Origin of the sequence: Micromonospora sp. 067-2 (assembly GCF_046549295.1) — a bacterium.
In the GTDB taxonomy this organism is placed as follows: domain Bacteria; phylum Actinomycetota; class Actinomycetes; order Mycobacteriales; family Micromonosporaceae; genus Micromonospora.
Map to the genome: position 1 here is coordinate 441,811 of NZ_JAJPWB010000003.1, position 16,314 is coordinate 458,124.

13 protein-coding genes and 1 pseudogene are annotated in these 16,314 nt (G+C 70.3%); 10 read left to right on the plus strand and 4 right to left on the minus strand.

Going from position 1 to position 16,314, the window contains the following annotated elements; genetic code table 11:
* Positions 1–658: 658 nt before the first annotated feature.
* Positions 659–2,485, minus strand: a complete 1,827-nt coding sequence (gene dnaA, locus ACLJN9_RS08790; protein ID WP_410810615.1) for a chromosomal replication initiator protein DnaA — start codon at positions 2,483–2,485, stop codon at positions 659–661.
* A gap of 628 nt (positions 2,486–3,113) precedes the next feature.
* Between dnaA and rpmH the strand changes: the two genes are divergently transcribed.
* From rpmH to ACLJN9_RS08835, 9 genes and pseudogenes are all read left to right on the plus strand, one after another.
* Positions 3,114–3,251, plus strand: coding sequence for a 50S ribosomal protein L34 (gene rpmH / locus ACLJN9_RS08795; RefSeq protein ID WP_007453904.1), 138 nt, complete (start codon positions 3,114–3,116; stop codon positions 3,249–3,251).
* A 34-nt stretch (positions 3,252–3,285) separates the two neighbouring features.
* Positions 3,286–3,702, plus strand: coding sequence for a ribonuclease P protein component (rnpA, locus tag ACLJN9_RS08800; RefSeq protein ID WP_410810616.1), 417 nt, complete (start codon positions 3,286–3,288; stop codon positions 3,700–3,702).
* The gene (gene yidD / locus ACLJN9_RS08805; RefSeq protein ID WP_410810617.1) at positions 3,699–3,992 is read left to right on the plus strand and encodes a membrane protein insertion efficiency factor YidD; all 294 of its coding nucleotides are present in this window, start codon (positions 3,699–3,701) and stop codon (positions 3,990–3,992) included. The genes rnpA and yidD overlap by 4 nt, the downstream gene beginning before the upstream one ends.
* Positions 3,993–3,994: 2 nt before the next feature.
* Positions 3,995–4,990, plus strand: a complete 996-nt coding sequence (gene yidC / locus ACLJN9_RS08810; RefSeq protein ID WP_410810804.1) for a membrane protein insertase YidC — start codon at positions 3,995–3,997, stop codon at positions 4,988–4,990.
* Between the two features lie 211 nt (positions 4,991–5,201).
* The gene (locus tag ACLJN9_RS08815) at positions 5,202–5,816 is read left to right on the plus strand and encodes a protein jag (protein WP_410810618.1); all 615 of its coding nucleotides are present in this window, start codon (positions 5,202–5,204) and stop codon (positions 5,814–5,816) included.
* A 157-nt stretch (positions 5,817–5,973) separates the two neighbouring features.
* Positions 5,974–6,684 carry a 16S rRNA (guanine(527)-N(7))-methyltransferase RsmG gene (rsmG, locus tag ACLJN9_RS08820; protein ID WP_410810805.1) on the plus strand — a complete coding sequence of 237 codons (711 nt, stop codon included), beginning with the start codon at positions 5,974–5,976 and terminating at the stop codon, positions 6,682–6,684.
* Positions 6,685–7,177: 493 nt separating this feature from the next.
* Positions 7,178–8,248, plus strand: coding sequence for a ParA family protein (locus tag ACLJN9_RS08825; protein ID WP_410810806.1), 1,071 nt, complete (start codon positions 7,178–7,180; stop codon positions 8,246–8,248).
* Between the two features lie 207 nt (positions 8,249–8,455).
* Positions 8,456–9,289 (plus strand): annotated as a pseudogene (locus ACLJN9_RS08830) (ParB/RepB/Spo0J family partition protein); the annotation flags it as partial.
* 1,357 nt (positions 9,290–10,646) lie between these two features.
* Positions 10,647–11,627 carry a hypothetical protein gene (locus ACLJN9_RS08835; protein ID WP_410810807.1) on the plus strand — a complete coding sequence of 327 codons (981 nt, stop codon included), beginning with the start codon at positions 10,647–10,649 and terminating at the stop codon, positions 11,625–11,627.
* A 96-nt stretch (positions 11,628–11,723) separates the two neighbouring features.
* Here the strand turns inward: ACLJN9_RS08835 and ACLJN9_RS08840 are convergent, their stop codons facing one another.
* Complete coding sequence (locus tag ACLJN9_RS08840) at positions 11,724–12,728, minus strand: D-alanine--D-alanine ligase (RefSeq protein WP_410810619.1); 1,005 nt, start codon at positions 12,726–12,728, stop codon at positions 11,724–11,726.
* Positions 12,729–12,735: 7 nt separating this feature from the next.
* A complete protein-coding gene (locus ACLJN9_RS08845) occupies positions 12,736–14,049 on the minus strand; it encodes a PLP-dependent aminotransferase family protein (protein ID WP_410810620.1) in 1,314 nt (437 codons plus the stop codon).
* Between the two features lie 286 nt (positions 14,050–14,335).
* Here ACLJN9_RS08845 and ACLJN9_RS08850 point away from each other — a divergent pair, with 286 nt between their 5' ends.
* Positions 14,336–15,001: a GNAT family N-acetyltransferase gene (locus tag ACLJN9_RS08850; RefSeq protein ID WP_410810621.1), complete on the plus strand. Its 666-nt coding sequence runs from the start codon at positions 14,336–14,338 to the stop codon at positions 14,999–15,001.
* Positions 15,002–15,026: 25 nt separating this feature from the next.
* Here ACLJN9_RS08850 and ACLJN9_RS08855 read toward each other — a convergent pair whose 3' ends face one another.
* The gene (locus ACLJN9_RS08855; protein WP_410810622.1) at positions 15,027–16,187 is read right to left on the minus strand and encodes an N-acetylmuramoyl-L-alanine amidase; all 1,161 of its coding nucleotides are present in this window, start codon (positions 16,185–16,187) and stop codon (positions 15,027–15,029) included.
* Positions 16,188–16,314 lie beyond the last annotated feature (127 nt).

Genomic DNA, 16,314 nt, shown 5'->3' on the forward strand with positions numbered 1-16,314 from the left:
TTCGTGTCGGTGCTGACCGGCTGATCCGGCAGCGTTCGGCACGATCCACAGAAAGCCCAACGGTGATGATTGGTTTTTGTTCTCTTAGAAGAGATAACTCATCGTCTTCATCGCACCTGTGCAAACTGTGGAGAACCCGGGTATGCGCAGCTCAGACAGGTTATCCACCGGTGATTTAGCTGTGGAGAACCGGGGGTACAACCGCCTTGCCTGTCCACAGCCCGGTCGCGGCGGCTGGTTGTCCACCGTTGTCCACCGGTTGTCCACCGGTAATCCACCGACTTTCTCCCCATGCCTGTGGACGACCAAGAAGATCACCATTGCCGTCATCCCCAGAACCTTCAACAGGTCGTACACAGGGCGGCGGTTGTCGGTGGACAACCGAGGCGTTGTCCCCAGCCGTCCACAGCGTCGTGCACAGGGTTTCTCCACAGCCTGTGGGTAACCAGCGAAGGACGGACCGTAGTTATCCACCGGCGGTGGACAACGAGCTGTGGACAACGAGTGAGGATCGAGGTGGACACGGCGTCGATGCTGTGGTCTGCACCATGTCGAGGGTCAAGCCGGAGCGCCTGTCGAAGACGAAAAAACGCCCGGCCGAAGATCCGGCCGGGCGTGTCCCGGGGGCCGCGTGCCGTCGCTGCGGCTCGCGTACCCCTCAGGTGTTCTGCTTGATCCGGTTCGTCAGCTCGGCGATCTGGTTGTAGAGCGAGCGCCGCTCGGCCATCTGCTGGCGGATCTTGCGGTCGGCGTGCATGACCGTGGTGTGGTCCCGGCCCCCGAACGCCTGCCCGATCCGGGGCAGCGACAACTCGGTCAGCTCCCGACACAGGTACATGGCCACCTGGCGGGCGTTGACCAGGACCCGGGAGCGGGACTGACCGCGCAGGTCCTCCAGGCTCACACCGAAGTAGTCCGCCGTGGAAACCATGATCTGGTCCGCGGTGATCTCCGGACCGGCGCCGTCGGGCATGAAGTCCCGTAGCACCTCCTCGGCCAACGACAGCTCGACGGTCGACCGGGTGAGGCTGGCGAACGCGGTCACCCGGATCAGCGCTCCCTCCAGTTCCCGGATCGAGTTCGACACCCGGGAGGCGATGAACTCCAGCACGTCCGGCGGGGCGTACATCCGCTCCTGCGCCGCCTTCTTCTGCAGGATCGCGATCCGTGTCTCCAGGTCCGGTGGCTGGATGTCGGCGAGCAGGCCCCACTCGAACCGGGTCCGCATCCGGTCCTCGAGTGTCGCCAACTGCTTCGGCGAACGGTCCGAGGTGATCACGATCTGCTTGTTGGCGTTGTGCAGGGTGTTGAAGGTGTGGAAGAACTCCTCCTGGGTGCGCTCGCGGTTCTCCAGGAACTGGATGTCGTCGATCAACAGGATGTCGACGTCGCGGTAGCGCCGCTGGAACGCGCTGGTCTTGTCGTCCCGGAGCGAGTTGATGAAGTCGTTGGTGAACTCCTCGGTCGAGACGTACCGCACCGACCGGGCGTTGCCGAGCGTCGTGGCGTAGTGCCCGATGGCGTGCAGCAGGTGCGTCTTACCCAGCCCCGAGCTGCCGTAGATGAACAGCGGGTTGTACGCCTTCGCCGGCGACTCGGCCACCGCCACGCTCGCCGCGTGGGCGAACCGGTTGGACGAACCGATGACGAACGTCTCGAACATGTACTTCGGGTTGAGCCGGTTGCCGCCGGTGTCGGCGCCGGGCAGCCGGCGATCGTCGCGGCCTCCCGCTCGATGATCCACACGACCCGGGCCGCTGTCGGTTCCGCTGTCGCGGGGCAGCGCACGGATCACGTGCTGGTCCCGCGGCGACGCCGCGTCCTCCCGGTAGCGGGGCTCGTAGGGCCGGGTGTCCGGGCCGGGCGGGTCCACCCGGGTGGTCTGCTCGTCGTAACCGCGCCGGTCCTGGCCCGAACGGGACGAGCGCTGCGGCTCGACGAACGCGGCACTGAACAGTGCCTCCTGTCCGTCCCGGCTGGTGGGGATCAGCCCTGACCGGTGCCCGTCGAGGGTCGACGCGGGAGGCGGACCGGCCGGTGCCGCTGGCGGACCCGGCTCGGGCGTCCGTGCCGGGTACGGCTGCTCGGGGATGATCGCGTCGGGATTCGACCGCCCCGCGTGGTGATCGTCCTCGAACGGCCCGACGGGCGAGCCCTCCGCGTCGATCGGCCCCGGCTCCGGGGCACTGCGGTAGACGGTGCCGGCTGGGCGGCCGGCGGCGTCCTCGGCCACCCGTACGGTGACGGCCACCTGGATCGGCCGGCCGAGCCGGCGGGTGAGAGCCTCGGTGATCGCCGGGCGCAGCCGGGACTCGATCACGTCCCGGGTGAACGCGTCCGGGACGGAGAGAAGCGCGGTGTCCTCGACGATCGCCCGCAGCCGGGTCAGTCGGAGGTAGGCGCGCTGCTGAGCGGAGATGATCTCGTCGGCGAGCTCGTCGGTCGCCGCTAACCACACCGCGGCAAGGTCGGTCGTACCGGCCACCGTCGTGCCACCCCCTCGCCTGAAGCTCCCGGCCGCCGCTGTCTGCCAGCCGGCCGTTCCGGGCCCGCTGCGTTCGCGGGTGGAACATCACCCACCCGGACGGGTGACCAACGGTCGTCCACAGGTTATCCACAGCCTGTGTGCCGACCGATTGTGGCCGCCGGACGCGGGTGGGACCTGCCCCTGCCTGAACGGGCGTTGAAGCGGGTTCACCGTGCCGAACGATTCACTACCTGGTCCGGTCTTGCCCTGCGCGCGACGACCGGAGCATCCGACGCTCACCGCAATCGGGCACGGTAACAGCGTTGTCCCTGCGCCATCAACCGGCGGAGTGGCCGGGTCCTTCTCGGTATCAGCGAAAACCGCCCCTTCGGTCCCGGGCGCGTCCCGATGTCCACCTCCGCGGGGTGTTTGACGGTCATTGCACCCCTGCGTAGGCTGGAGCGGCTGCAATCTCGCCCTCTGCTAGGGTGATGGGTGCTTGCTGTCCGCGGTCGCATCCCCGCATCGCCGAGGTCCCGCTCCGCCGGGCAGCACCGATCGGGGGCCACCGTCGAGGTGGCCTGGACCACCCCACGACCCCGGCGATCCCGTCGCTCGGGGCGCGTACGAAAACGGAGAGCCTGACGTGAGCAAGCGCACCTACCAGCCGAACAACCGCCGGCGCGCGAAGACCCACGGCTTCCGGCTGCGCATGCGCACCCGTGCCGGCCGTGCCATCCTGTCGAGCCGTCGCGCCAAGGGTCGCACCACCCTGTCGGCCTGAGCCGACCGGGCCGGTCCAGGGGACGTGGGCAGTCGTGCTGGCCGCCGCACAGCGACTACGGCGCAGCACTGACTTCGCCGCAGCGGTCCGCGGTGGCCGACGCGCCGGACGAGGTGCCGTCGTGGTCCACCTGACCGTGTCGACGCCCGTTGGCCCCAGCACACCGACCTCGCCGGAGCCGGCGCGGGACACCGGGGTGGAGCATTCCTCCGCGCCGGGCCGCGCCGGCTTCGTCGTGTCCAAGGCCGTTGGCAACGCGGTGGTCCGCAATCGGGTCCGCCGCCGGCTGCGCGCGCTGGTGCGGGAGCGGCTCGCCGCACTGCCCGCCGGCAGCACCCTCGTCGTCCGGGCGCTGCCCGCCGCGGCCGAGGCGTCGTACCCCCGACTCGCCGCCGACCTGGACGCCGCCATCGCCGCCGCCCGCTCGCCACGAGAGCGGCGGTCCCGATGAGTGCCGGCCCGGCCGCCCCGCGCCCGACGTCAACCGGTGCCAAGGTGCTGATCGCGCCCATCATCGCGTACCGTCGGTGGATAAGTCCGGCACTGCCGGCCCGCTGTCGGTTCTACCCGTCGTGCAGTGCGTACGCCCAGGAGGCAGTGGCCCGGCACGGCGCGCTTCGGGGAGCCATGCTGGCGGTCCGACGGCTGCTGCGCTGCCACCCCTTTCACCCTGGTGGACATGACCCGGTGCCGGAGCCGGGCGGCCGCCGCCGCGCTGATGTGACTGGAGCCCCGAATTGAGTCTGAGTCTCGACTGGATCTACTACGCGATCTCGTGGATCCTGCTGACCTGGCACTCTGCCTGGGACGCCATCGGGGTGCCCGTCGGCGCGGTGATCGGCACCAACTTCGCCTGGATCCTGTCCATCGTCTTCCTGGTCGTCACCGTCCGGGTGATCCTGTTCCCCGTCTTCGTCAAGCAGATCAAGTCGCAGCGGGCGATGCAGGCGCTCCAGCCCAAGGTCAAGGAGCTGCAGGAGAAGCACAAGGGTGACCGGGAGACGCTCCAGAAAGAGATGATGGAGCTCTATCGGAAGGAAAAGGCCAACCCGCTGATGGGCTGCCTTCCGATGTTCCTCCAGATCCCGGTCTTCCTCGGCCTCTTCCACGTGCTGCGCCGCCTGGACCCGTTCAAGGCGGAGGACAAGAAGACGATCTACGGCTGGACCGTGGACCAGTTCAACAGCGCCTCCCACGCGAAGCTCTTCACCGCTCCGCTCGCCGGCAAGTTCGGCTCCACCGCCGACGAGTTGGCCCGGCTCAACGCCAACGGCAACACCACGAAGATCATCGCGGGTGTCCTGGTGCTGGTCATGATCGCCACGACCTACCTGACCAGCCGGCAGATGATCCTGAAGACCGGCTGGGCCGAGGACCCGCAGCAGCGGATGATCCAGCGACTGATGCTCTACGGCATCCCCGCGTCGCTCCTGATCTCCGGCGCGATCTTCCCCATCGGCGTGATCATCTACTGGGTCACCAACAACCTCTTCACGCTCGGCCAGCAACAGTGGGTGCTGCGCAAGTTCCCGCCGCCGGTCACCGCCAAGAAGGCCACCGTTCCCGCCGCCGCCCGCAACCCCGTGCAGCCCGCCAAGTCGGGTGGCCTGTTCGGGCGCGGCAAGACCACTCCGCAGGCGCCGGTCAAGGCGACCTCGCCCAAGGTGGCCGGGCCGAAGCCGGGTGCCAAGCCGGCCAACCCTAAGAAGAGCAGCCGCCCCGCCAAGCGGCAGGGCTGACTCGTCCGGGCCGCCGACGGGCAACCGTCGGCGGCCCGTTCCGCACCGCGCAGCCGCCGTACGGTCGGCGCCGGACGGAAGCGACCGCGCGTGACGCGACCACGGGTGACACTGCCCGTACAGACGTGCCCGTGGGCACCGGCGACCTCCCGCCGGCCCCGGGAAACCAACGGACCCGACGGTCCGGCCGATCGAGTACGGAGATGAGACCGTGACCGAGACCAGCATCCCCCACGCCGAGCAGTCCCTGGACGAGGAGGAGATCACGCCGCTCGCTGTGGACGACGACGACGAGACCGACGCCCCGGAGACCGACGACGACACCGAGGCCACCTCGGGCACCCGGGTGAAGAAGGCGGCGGGCGAGGGCGACCTGTTCCGGCAGAGCGAGATCGCGGCCGACTACGTGGAGGGGCTCCTCGACATCCTCGACTACGACGGCGACATCGACGAGTTGGTCGCTGGCGGTCGCCCGATGGTGGAGGTGGTCGGTGCCGGCCTGCAGAACCTGGTCGGTCAGCGTGGGGCCACCCTGGAGGCGCTCCAGGAGCTGGCCCGGCTCGCCGTGTTCCGGCAGACCGGGACGCCGAGCCGGCTGCTGCTAGACGTCGGCGGCTACCGGGCGAACCGCCGCAAGGAACTCGCCGCGGTTGCCAAGAACGCCGTCGAGAAGGTCAAGGAGTACGGCGAGCCGGTCCGGCTGGACCCGATGTCCGCGTTCGAGCGCAAGTGCGTACACGACGTGGTCAACGCGATGTCCGGCGTGGCGAGCGAGTCCGAGGGCGTCGAGCCGAGCCGCCGCATCGTCGTACGGCCGGTGGACTGACCGGGTGACCCACGACGACACCACGGCTGACGCCGTGACCGGCCCGGGCGGCACGCCGCCCGGGCCGTCCGCTGTCCGGCCCGACAACCCGAGCGCCGACCTCGATCCGGCTCGTGAGGACACCGACAGCGGCCCCCCGTCACCGGCCGACGCTGCGCTGCCGCCCGAACTGGCGGCGGCTGCTCTGACCCTCTTCGGCGACCGGCTCGACGTGGCTGCCGCGTACGCCGAGCTGTTGGCCACCGACGGGGTGGTCCGTGGTCTGATCGGGCCCCGGGAGGCACCTCGGATCTGGGATCGGCATCTGCTCAACTGCGCCGCGGTCGCCGAGCGGATACCGACGGACGCGACCGTGCTCGACGTCGGCTCCGGTGCCGGCCTGCCCGGTCTGGCCCTGGCCATCGCGCGCCCCGACCTGACGATCACCCTGATCGAGCCCCTGGCTCGGCGGACATCGTTCCTGATCGAGGTCGTCCAGCGACTCGGCCTGACCAGGATGGTGCGGGTGTTCCGGGGCCGGGCCGACGAGGCAGCCAGCGGGTCGAGCGGCTGGGAACCGCTCAGGGGTGACGTGGTGACCGCTCGTGCGGTCGCGCCACTCGACCGGCTGGCGGCCTGGAGTCTGCCGCTGGCGGTCCGCGGTGGGCGGCTGCTGGCGCTCAAGGGGTCGTCCGCCGCTGCAGAGATCGAGGAGCACGCCGAAACGGTGGCGCGCCTCGGCGGTGGGAAGCCGTCCATCCAGCTCTGTGGCGTCGACGTGATCGACCCGCCCACCACCGTCGTGGAGATCGTTCGCGAGCGGATGACCGGTCCGGCCCGTCCGGCCGCCACCAAGCGATCCCGAGCCGGGCGCCCCCGCCGTCGCTGACGCTTTTCGCCATCGGGCGTCCGGCCGGTGGGTTGCCTCGTTGTACCGGTGCGGATGGACGAGGGGATGAGAACCCGACGTGGACCGGCCGCGCCCGTCCGCCGTAGGCTGACCGCGCGTCGATAGTGTGGAGCGGGCGGCGGCGTCTCGGGTCTCCGGCCGCTCCCGAGGGGCCGTACGCTCCGGGGTGCGAGCGCGGGTGTGGCCAAGTTGACCGGGGCGCGGACCGACCATCCGAAGCGGGCAGGGATGACAGGTGCATGACGACGGCAGGTACGACGAACCACGCGTGACCGGGTCAACCAGCGACCCTGTTTCACGTGAAACCGACTACCCGAGCTGGTCGTCCGGCGCGCCGGGGTCGTCGCCCCGGCCAGCGGACAGCGATCCAGAGGCCGTGCCCGACGAACCAGCGGCCGGACCGGAGACCCCGGAACTGACGGCCGTTCGTCGGGCGTCGGATGGCCTCACCCGGCCGGTCAACGCCTCGGAGGTGCGACCGGCCTCCGGGCGGCGAAACACCGCCGCAGCCGTCCGCTTCGAACCGGCCGTTCCGCAACAGCCCAGCGCGGCAACTCGGGACGCGACGCCGACGGTTACCGACCCGCCGGTCGCGTCGGCCGAGGCGCTGGCAGCCGTGGCAGCGAATTCCACGTACGTTTCACGTGAAACCCCGACGCGCGAAGAGGATGACCCACCGTTGGCTATGGAGGCGATGCGCGCCGTGCAGATCCTGAATCCCAGTGGCGAGGTGACCATGCCTCGGCCGGACCGGACCCGGGTCATGTGCGTCGCGAACCAGAAGGGCGGCGTGGGTAAGACCACCAGCACCGTCAACCTTGCGGTGGCGCTCGCCCTGCACGGCAACCGGGTGCTGGTGATCGACCTCGACCCGCAGGGCAACGCCTCGACCGGGCTCAACGTGCCGCACCACACCGGCATCCCGGACGTCTACGACTGCCTGATCAACAGCGTGCCGCTGTCCGAGGTGGCGCAGGCGGTCGAGGGTATTCCGAACCTCTGGTGCGTGCCCGCGACGATCGACCTCGCCGGTGCGGAGATCGAGCTCGTGTCGGTGGTGGCGAGGGAGTCGCGCCTGGACCGGGCGATCACCGCCTACCCGGGGCAGTTCGACTACATCTTCATCGACTGCCCGCCGTCGCTCGGCCTGCTCACGGTCAACGCCCTGGTCGCCGCCCAGGAGGTGCTGATCCCGATCCAGTGCGAGTACTACGCGTTGGAGGGGCTCAACCAGCTGATCAACAACATCAACCTGGTGCGGCAACACCTCAACCCCAAGCTCGACGTCTCCACCATCCTGCTGACGATGTACGACCGACGCACCCGCCTGGCGGACGCGGTCGAGCAGGACGTCCGCAACCATTTCGGCGACAAGGTTCTCCAGGCCGTCATTCCTCGCAACGTGCGGGTGTCCGAGGCACCCAGCTACGGCCAGTCGGTGATGACCTACGATCCCGGTTCGCGGGGTGCCACGAGCTACTTCGAGGCCGCCCAGGAGATCGCCGAGCGGGGCGTGAAGGAGCCGGTGGGCCGGAATGCGTAGTGCGGACGATTCGCTGGGAGGCGTGGCATGAAGAACCGTCCTCGGGGCGGTCTGGGTCGGGGCCTCGGGGCACTCATCCCGACCGGGCCGGTGCCGGGTGCCGTTGGCACCGCGACGGCTGAGCCGGACAACGGGCAGGTGGATGACGAGGCCGTCGCCGTTCTGCCGGCCACGACGCCGACCGACGTGACGGCACAGGCGGAGTCGACCCTCAGCCCGGTCCCGGGAGCCCGATTCGCCGAGATCCCGGTCGACGCGATCCTGCCCAACCCGAAGCAGCCTCGCCAGGTCTTCGACGAGGAGGCACTGGAGGAGCTGAAGACCTCGATCCAGGAGGTCGGCTTCCTCCAGCCCATCGTGGTCCGCCAGCTCGATGACGAGAAGTACGAGCTGGTGATGGGCGAGCGGCGCTGGCGGGCCGCCCAGGCGGTCGGTCGGGAGAACATCCCAGCGATCATCCGGGACACTCGTGACGACGCCATGCTCCGCGACGCACTGCTCGAGAACATCCACCGCGCCAACCTCAACCCGCTGGAAGAGGCGGCCGCGTACCAGCAGCTGCTGGAAGAGTTCGGCGCCACCCACGAGGAGTTGGCCCGCCGGATCGGTCGGAGCCGACCGCAGATCTCCAACACCATTCGGCTACTGAACCTACCGGCGCAGGTGCAGCGTCGGGTCGCCGCGGGGATCCTGTCCGCAGGCCATGCTCGGGCTCTGCTGAGCCTCGACGAGGCGGAAGCCCAGGAACAGTTGGCTCTGCGGATCGTGGCCGAAGGGCTGTCGGTCCGGGCGACCGAGGAGATCGTGGCCCTGACCCTCAACGACGGGCCGGCCAAGGGTCAGGCCGCGAAGCGGCGCCCAAAGCCGCACGCGCCCGCCCTCACCGACCTCGCCGATCGACTGTCGGACCGATTCGACACCCGGGTGAAGGTCGACATCGGCCGCAGCAAGGGCAAGATCACTATCGAGTTCGCCACGGTCGACGATCTGGAGCGGATCGTCGGGATCATCGGAGTGCAACAGGAGGAGGCCGGGGACTGATCTCCCCCTCGTCCTGCGGCCGCGCATCCCATCGGGGTGCGCGGCCGTTCCTTGTCCTCCTCTGCCGTTTCACGTGAAACCGCCGCAGTGCTCCTCAGGTCGACGTCGAGGGGACACGACGTCCGGTTGCTCGCATGCGACGGGAGCAGAGCCTCCACGCTCGCGTCGCCCCTCGGCTGTTTCACGTGAAACGGCGGCTCAAAGGCGTCGGTTGCGTCCGCGCTTGCCGGAGGAAATCCTGATGGGCTTCTGCACGCCGCTCAGCGGCTCACTGCCGCCTTGTGATCCGGGCCTGGTGGTCTTGCATGGTCCAGAGCCTCCGGGCTGCTTCTCGCTGAAATGCAGCGCTCGCTCGCTCTCCATCTCCAGCGCCGCTTCCTCCGGGTCGCGCCAGCGCGAGTGCGTACACCGTCCAACCGGCTTCAGCGGCCAACTGGGAACCACCAGAGCCCTTTCTGCGGTGCCAGAGCCAGGGACGTCACCGCGCCGGCTGCGCCAGCCGCTAACCGCTCGCCGGCTGCGCCAGCCGCTAACCGCTCGCCGGCTGCTGCCCGCCCGCCGGCTGCTCTGGCCCGAGAGGAGCAGGTGTCGCGCTGTCCTGAACGGGCGACCGACCTGGCGACCAATCTCTGGCTCTGAGTCGAGAGGACGCTGGCGCGGCACAGCCAGGGAGAGGAGCGTCGACACGGGCGTCTCGGGAACTAGAGGCGTACGCCGCGCTCACCCAGGACGACCGTCGGTCCGTCGTCAGCCGCTCACCCGCCGGCCTCGAAGGCTGGCCCGGCCGGCGCTGCGCTCTGCGCAACATCGGGTCCAGCCCCCGCTGTGCCGATGTCGGCGAGATCACCTTTGGTGCGTCGGAGCCGGGGGTCTCCGGCAACGAGCGAAGGGCCGAAAAGTTATCCACACCCGTTGTCCACAGGCACCCCCTGTTTCACGTGAAACACCGCGTGAGAGCGGGTATCAGCCTGTGGATGACGGCCTGTGTTGGGGATCTCGGCAGCCTGTGGACACCGGCTGCGTCGTTGCGGTGGTGACCGTGCGTCAATCGACGACCAGCACTGATTCGAGCGGGCAAGCCCCGAGCAAACAGGTAGGGACAGCGGTGCCAGACTCGGTTAGGGTCAGCGTCGTGCACGACACCCCTCCCTCAGTCCCGGACTTCACCCAGTGGCCCTCTTTTCCCTTCGAGGGCGACCTCCGCGTGAAGCAGCTCGACGATCCGGTCCCGATCGAACCGCCACGCAAGGGCGAGGGCCTCCGGGAATGCACCGCCTGCAACGCGCCCGACGACGCCTACATCTGGGTGGGAGAGCGGTGGCGGGTACGCGCCATGGACCGCCCCACCGGTCTGCCCATGGTGCTCATCCTGGAATCCCGCACCCATCTCGACCTTGGTGACCTGCCGAACCTGCTCGCCGCCGAGCTGGGCGTGATGACGGTACGTCTGGAGCGGGCCATCCGTTCGCTCGACGACGTGGCGCGGGTGCACGTCAACCGGTGGGGCGATGGCTCGGCCCACCTGCACATGTGGTTCCTCGCGCGGCCGTACGGCCGACTTCAGCTGCGGGGGACGTTCCTGTCGCTGTGGGACTCGATCCTGCCGCCGATCTCCGAGGCGCAGTGGCGGGAAAATCTCGCGCTCGTCGCGGCCTGGCTCGCCGAGTTCGGGGGCCGGCCGCTCGCTGAGCCGCCCCGCATCCAGTGGCAGGCGCCATCGAGCCTGTTGGCCCAGTCTGCGGCCGCGGACGCCGCCGCTGCCGCGGCAGAGGCTGTGTCGGTCATCGAGGCGGCAGAGGAGATCCCGGAGCCCTCGCCGGAGTCCACCTCAGGCACCGGCCCCGACGACGATGGCAGCAACACCGAGGCACTCCGCACAACCGGACCCGGGCCCGCTGACACCGAACCGACATCAGCACTCGAAGCTACCGAACCAGCATCAGCGCCCGGAGCTACCGAACCGGCATCAGCGCCCGGAGCTACCGAACCGGCACCCACGAAGGCGGCAGCCGAAGCCAGAGACACCGAGAGGATGGCCTCGGCCGAGGCCATCGAGCCGGCACCCACGGCCGGGGCAGCAGGGCCGTCACCGGAGGGCAGGGCAGCGAAGCAAGCGGCCGGAGCCACCGGACCGGCACCCGCGCGAACCGCCGGCTCGGAGCCTGACACCGACTCCGGAGAGGCTGCCGCCAAACCGACGGCCTCCCCCGACACCGTCGAGGTGGATGACACCACCAGTCCGACCACCACGGCAACGGCGGCGGACGGCCGCGCTGCGGCCGACGCCCCAGCCGCGAACGGTTCTGGCACCCCGGTTGACGGGCACAGGACTCGCTGATCGTCAGCCTGGTCATGGGGTTGGCCAACGGGACGCGCGACCGCCGCCAACCTCATGACCGGCTGGCGCGCTGAGACGCCAGTCGGGTGCGGATCTTCAGGCGGTGGTGCGGCGAGCGCCGGCCCGGTGGACCAGAGAGCCGAGCAGTCGACCGAAGTCCAGGCCGGCTGCCTGCACGGCGAGCGGGAGCAGCGACGTCTCCGTCATACCGGGTGAGACGTTGACCTCCAGCACGTGCGGCTGACCGGCAGCGTCGACGATCACGTCGACGCGGGAGAGGTCGCGCAGACCGAGTGCGGTGTGAGCGGCGAGGGCCACGTCGGCCACGGTGGCGGCCACCTCCGGGTCGAGCCGGGCCGGGGCGTGCCACGTGGTCCGCCCCGCCGTGTAGCGCGCGGCGTAGTCGTACACCCCGTTGCGGGGCACGATCTCCACCGGCGGTAGCGCCTGCGGTCCGTCGCCGAGGTCGACCACGGAGACCGCCACGTCCATGCCGGGCACGTAGCGCTCCACCAGGGCCGTGGAGTCGTACGCGAAGCAGCCGACCATCGCGGCCGGCAGCGACGCGGCGTCCCGGACCACGGCGGCGCCCAGCCCTGACCCGCCCTGGGCCGGCTTGACCATCAGGGGCAGGCCCAGCCGGTCGGCGATCCGATCCAGTACGGCCACCGCACCCAGCTCGGAGAAGCGGTCGTGCGGCAGGGCCACCCAGTCAGGGGTGGGGATGCCGGCCTCACGGAGCACGGCCTTGGCCGAGGGCTTGTCCCAGGCGAGCCGGGAGGCACGGGCGTCACAGCCGACGTACGGGATGCCGCACAGGTCCAGCACGCCGCGCAGAGAGCCGTCCTCGCCGGTGGCGCCGTGGAGTGCGATCACCACCGCGTCCGGCGGGTCGGCGGCCAGCGCCGGGAGCAGAGCCACGTCGGCGTCCCGCAGCTCGGCCTCCACTCCCACGGCGCGCAGCGCGTCGAGCACCCGACGACCGGAACGCAGCGACACGTCCCGCTCGTAGGAGAGCCCGCCGGCGAGCACCAGCACGCGCAGGTCGGCCGCGGCGGCGGGATCGGTCACGAGGAAGCGCTCGAAAGCGGTCGTACCCATGCCGGCATCATGCCAAGTCGGGCCCTGGCACGTCGGAGCCGGCCTGGCCGCGCCGCCCGGCGGCGCCGCCCACGGCGCCGAAGACCCGGCGCATTGCGATCTCCTGCTCCATCACACCGGCCAGCCGGCGGACGCCCTCACGGATCCGCTCGGGCGGCGGGAAGCTGAAGTTCAGCCGCATGGTGCCGGTGCCGGTGCCGTCGGCGTAGAAGCCGGTGCCGGGCACGTAGGCGACCCGGGCGGCGACGGCGCGCGGCATCATGGCCTTCGAGTCGAGCCCCTCGGGCAGGGTGGCCCAGACGAAGAGACCGCCGGCCGGCGTGGTCCAACTGGTGCCCTCGGGCATCAGATCGGCCAGCGCGTCGAGCATGGCGTCCCGGCGTTCGCGGTAGACCTCGCGGTAGACCTTGAGCTGCTGCCGCCAGGGCATGGTGCCGAGGTAGGTGGAGACCGCCGCCTGGGCGAAGCCGCTGGGGCAGAGGATCTGCGCCTCGCTGGCGATGACCAGCTTGTCGCGGACCGCGTGCGGCGCCAGGATCCAGCCGACCCGCAGCCCGGGAGCGAAGGTCTTGGAGAAGGTGCTGAGGTAGAAGACGCCGTCCCGACGGCGGGCCCGCAGCGGCGCGGGTGCCTCACCCTCGAAACCCAGCTGGCCGTACGGGTCGTCCTCGACCACGAGGAGGCCGGCTCGCTCACAGATGTCGAGGACGCGTTCCCGGCGTTCCTCGCTGAGCGTCACACCGGTCGGGTTCTGGTAGGTCGGGATGGTGTAAAGGAACTTCACCCGCCGGCCCGCCCGGGCCAGGTCGGCGATGGCGCCCTCCAGGGCCTCCGGGATCAGCCCGTCGGCGTCCATCGGAATGTGCACCACCTGCGCCTGGGCGGCCTGAAAGACGCCGAGAGCACCGACGTACGTCGGGCCCTCGGCGAGCACCACGTCACCCGGGTCGAGGAAGAGTCGGGCCACCAGGTCCAGTGCCTGCTGCCCGCCGACGGTGACCACCACGTCCTCGGGTGAGGCGCCGCAGGCGGCGTCGATCCCGGAGAGCGTCATCACCTCGCAGATCCGTTCGCGCAGCTCGAGGGTGCCCTGACCGATGCCGTACTGCAGGGTGGTCACGCCGTGCTCGGAGCCGAGCCGGCCGAGCATCTCGCCGACCGCGTCGAGGGGCAGGGCGGCGATGTACGGAGCTCCGCCGGCGAGGGAGACGACCTCCGGGCGGCTGGCCACCGCGAAGAGTGCTCGGATCTCCGAGGCGGTCATTCCGCGTACGCGCCGGGCGTACCGGTCGGTGTAGTCGTCGAGCGTCGTGCCGGTCATGACCTCACCTCGATCGCTGCTCGGGTGGCTCCCGCCCCGGGTACCCCGGACGCTGGCGACCATGGCGGCGGGGACACCGATTGTCGATCCTAGTCCGCCTGAGCCAGGGTGTCGGCGTGCCGAGGCGGACCGTCCACATCCCGGACCGCAGCCGGCGTCCCCCATCGGGATGGGCATCTGCGCGTCCTCTCCCCCTGCCGCCGATCGGCGGCGTACGATCGCTCGTCGGGGGGCAGGAAGGCGGCGATGCCGGTCCTACCACCGAGCCTATTGTGGGGATGCGCCAATGTCGCGACGTCTGGTCAGCCTGACCCTCGACACGTTGGAAGATCTTCCTCGTCCGTGCCGTCAGTGCGTCTACTGGGAGTTGGACCCGGTCTCCGCCGACCGTGCCTGCGCCGCCGGGGATCCGGGCCTCGAAAAGGAAGCGTGGGTCTCGCAGACGCTGCTGGAGTGGGGTTCGTGCGGAAAACTCGCGTACGTCGACGGCATGCCGGCGGGTTTCGTCATGTACGCCCCGCCCGCCTACGTACCCCGCTCGATGGCCTTCCCCACGTCGCCGGTCTCCGCCGACGCGGCGTTGTTGATGACCGCCAACGTGGTCGCCGCGTTCGCCGGCGGCGGGTTGGGTCGGATGCTGGTGCAGGGTGTCGCCCGGGATCTGACCAAGCGGGGAATCAAGGCGATCGAGGCGTTCGGCGACGCCAAGTTCGGCGACGCGGATGATTCGGCGGGCGGCTGTGTCGCACCGGCCGACTTCTTCCTCTCCGTCGGTTTCAAAACCGTACGTCCGCATCCTCGTTTCCCCCGGCTGAGGCTCGAACTCCGCACCGCGTTGAGCTGGAAGTCCGACGTCGAGTACGCGCTGGAGAAGCTGCTCGGTTCGATGAGCCCGGACACCCTGCTCCGTCCGGTCCGTCCGGCCCCGGCGACCCGCTCCACCAGCGGCTGACCGAACGGCCCGACCACCATCGGTCTCAGTCGACCACCGTGCCGGCGGCCACCACCGCCCGCAGTTCGCTGACGTCGATCGAACCGGTCGGCACGTCCCGCTCGATCGGGAAGTACATCCGTTGGACCGCGGCCACGATGGCCTCCACCACCTTGTCCCGGAACCGGGGGTCGACCAGGCGGGCGCGGTCGGCGGGCGAGGTGAGGTAGCCGACCTCGACCCGGACCGCCGGCATCCTGGTCAGCCGCAGCAGGTCCCAGGCCTTGGCGTGGGTACGGCAGTCGCGCAGCCCGGTCCGCGCGACGATCTCCCGCTGCACCAGCCCGGCCAGTCGCTCGCCGGTCGCCGAGGTCACCCCGTTGTCGGTGCCGTAGTGGTATGTCGCCACGCCCTCGGCGTCCGGGTTGGCATGCCCGTCCAGGTGCAGCGAGATGAACACGTCGGCACCCAGCGAATTGGCCAGTAGCGCGCGGTCGGTGTCCGGCAGGCAGCTGTCGGGAGCGGGACCACGGGTGAGCTGCACCCGCACCCCGGACGCGGCGAGCCGCCCCTCCAGCCGGCTGGCCAGGTCGTGCACCAGGTCCGCCTCCGTCCAGCGCAGCGGCCCGTCCGGCACCACCATGCCCGGGTCGGTGCCGCCGTGGCCCGGGTCGATGACGACCGTCTTGCCGACCAGCGCCGGCCCGGACTGCCGGATCGCGTCGGACTCGCGCAGCCACTGGGGTCGGCCACCGACCACCTTGCGGCCGATCCGGCGTAGCGCGTTCATGGTCTGCGGCCCGCAGGAGCCGTCGGGTGTGAGGCCGACCTCGCGTTGGAACTGGGCCACCGCCCGGGAGGTCCGGATGCCGTAGATGGCGTCCGCGCGGCCCACGTCGTACCCCATCTCGAGCAGTCGCTCCTGGAGCGACCGGACGTCCTCGCCGGTGAGTGGCTCGGGCACCGCGTGGTAGAGGGTGCGGGCGCCGAGCCGCCAGCGGGCGGCATCCAGGGCACCCCAGGTCTCCGATCCGACGCGGCCGTCCACGCTGAGCCCGCGCGACTGCTGGAACGCACGGACCGCCCGCTCGGTGTCCAGGTCGAAATCGTCGGATCCGGCGGCGGAGGCGAGCAGGTCGAGGCCGGTGAGGATGGTACGGATCTCGGTTACCGCGGGTCCCCGGTCACCGGGTCGGATCGGACGCACGCACGGACCCCCTCTGCACGACGCTGGCTGGCCGGGCGGCCCCGGCTTGAGGTTATGCGGTCCGGGGCGGTGAGGTGGCTCGGGCGGAAAAAACGCCGGCGGCGTGGGACCGGAAGGCAGCACACCC